4 protein-coding genes are annotated in these 1,925 nt (G+C 62.9%); all 4 read left to right on the forward strand.

Going from position 1 to position 1,925, the window contains the following annotated elements; all coding sequences use genetic code 11:
• Positions 1-271 precede the first annotated feature (271 nt).
• Positions 272-607: an integration host factor, actinobacterial type gene (gene mihF / locus JCM19049_RS12860; protein ID WP_054821782.1), complete on the forward strand. Its 336-nt coding sequence runs from the start codon at positions 272-274 to the stop codon at positions 605-607.
• A 3-nt stretch (positions 608-610) separates the two neighbouring features.
• On the forward strand, positions 611-1,174 hold the full coding sequence (gmk, locus tag JCM19049_RS12865; RefSeq protein ID WP_054821783.1) for a guanylate kinase: 564 nt from the start codon (positions 611-613) through the stop codon (positions 1,172-1,174).
• A 10-nt stretch (positions 1,175-1,184) separates the two neighbouring features.
• Positions 1,185-1,442 carry a DNA-directed RNA polymerase subunit omega gene (gene rpoZ / locus JCM19049_RS12870; RefSeq protein WP_054821784.1) on the forward strand — a complete coding sequence of 86 codons (258 nt, stop codon included), beginning with the start codon at positions 1,185-1,187 and terminating at the stop codon, positions 1,440-1,442.
• A gap of 108 nt (positions 1,443-1,550) precedes the next feature.
• The coding region (locus JCM19049_RS12875) for a flavoprotein (RefSeq protein WP_279403171.1) at positions 1,551-1,925 on the forward strand (375 nt) is incomplete at its 3' end.

Raw genomic sequence — 1,925 nt, forward strand, 5'->3', positions numbered from 1 at the left:
CTTGCCAACAGCTTCGCCAGCAGCCACCGCCAGGTGCTGGCCAGCAGCAGCCGGGACATCCTGCGCGCCGGACCCGGGGTCCAGGCGCTGCGGGACAAGGCCCGCATGGTACGCGACGAACTGCTCGCCGCCGGTTAGTAAAGTAGTCGGATCGCGCTGTGGCTACTAAGGTTTCTAGTAGCCACAGCGCGATTACTCTTGCAAATGCCGCGTTTGGTGGTTATGTTCACAACATGGCCTTAGTCCACAACTGATGAAGGATGGCTGAACGATGGTACTGCGAGAACTTTCAGACGAAGACCGGATCCGCGCCCGTGCCAAGGCCCTGGCCGCCCGCACCCGTCGGGCTGAGATCAAGTCCCAGTTCAGTAGCGGAAAAATCTCCATCACTGAGGTACTAGACTTGGTGTACGAAGATGAGGCAGTCGGTCGCATGCGTGTGATGGACCTGCTCGAATCAGTGCCCGGCGTCGGCGAGGTCCGCGCCGCGAACCTGCTCGAACGCCTGGGGATCTCCCCGTCACGCCGCCTGCGCGGCCTGGGACGCAAGCAGCGGGTGGCGATCACTGAACACTTCAAGCAATCTCCGCCCAAGACGAAAGCGTAGTAAATGACCCCAGCGTCGGTAACGGTTCTGGCCGGCCCCACGGCCGTAGGCAAGGGCACCGTCTCCACCTACATCCGTGAGAACTATCCGCAGGTCTGGTTGTCGGTTTCCGCCACCACCCGCGATCCGCGCCCGGGGGAGGTGGAAGGGGTCCACTACTACTTCGTTGGGCCCAAGCGCTTTGGGGAGCTGGTCGAATCCGGACAAATGCTTGAATGGGCGGTCGTGCACGGGCAAAACAGCTACGGCACCATCCGCTCCACCGTGGAACAGGCAGTGGCCGAGGGCAAGAAGGTGCTGCTGGAAATCGACCTGCAGGGCGCACGCCAGGTCAAAGAGTCGATGCCGGAGGCACAATTCGTGTTCCTGGCCCCGCCCTCCTGGGATGAACTGGTGCGCCGGCTTGTGGGCCGCGGCACCGAATCGAGCGAGGAACAGCAGCGCCGGCTGGAAACCGCTAAACTGGAACTTGCGGCCGAACCGGAATTCGACGTGACCATTGTCAACGACAGTGTGTCGCGGGCCGCCGAAGAGCTTGTGTCCCTCATGGGGCTAGACGAAAAATAAGGGGAGTCCTGTGACCGAAAACCTTGAAGGAATCATCAACCCTTCAATCGACTCGTTGCTGAAGACCGATGAGTCCAAGTACGCGCTGGTGCTGAATTCGGCCAAACGCGCCCGCCAGATCAACGCCTACTACGCGCAGCTGAACGAAGGCCTGTTCGAATACGTTGGCCCGCTGGTGGAAACCAAGCTCAACGAGAAGCCGCTGACCATCGCCCTGCGTGAACTGAACGAGGGCCTGCTGAAGGTCACCCCGGCCGACGCCGAGTAAGTCAACACTTCAACGGATGGCGCCCCAGTTAGCACCGGTGGCGCCATTCGCTGTTTAAGCCCGCAGGCCGCCACCCAGTCCCACATTGTGAGGTAGAAGTTGAAGAGAATCGTGCTCGGGGTCTCCGCCGGGATCGCCGCCTACAAGTCCGTCCTGCTGCTGCGTCTGCTGCGCGAGGCCGGGCACCACATCGATGTGATTCCCACCGGCAACGTAGCCCAGTTCGTGGGCAACGCCACCTTTGAGGCCCTCAGCGGCAACCCGGTTACCTCGAACGTGTTCGACGCGGTGGACACCGTGAACCACGTGCGCCTGGGCCAGGAGGCCGACCTGGTGGTCGTCGTTCCGGCCACCGCCGACCTGCTGGCCAAGGCGGCCGCCGGGATCGCCAACGACCTGCTCACCGGCACCCTGCTGGCCACCCGCGCCCCGGTGGTGATGGCCCCGGCCATGCACACCGAAATGTGGCAGCACCCGGCGACC

The sequence above is a fragment of the Arthrobacter sp. JCM 19049 genome (assembly GCF_001310435.1).

Excerpts from the sequence above, each read along its gene's own strand:
- mihF (WP_054821782.1), top strand. The coding sequence starts at position 272 with ATGGTACTGCGAGAACTTTCAGACGAAGACCGGATCCGCGCCCGTGCC.
- gmk (WP_054821783.1), top strand. The coding sequence starts at position 611 with ATGACCCCAGCGTCGGTAACGGTTCTGGCCGGCCCCACGGCCGTAGGC.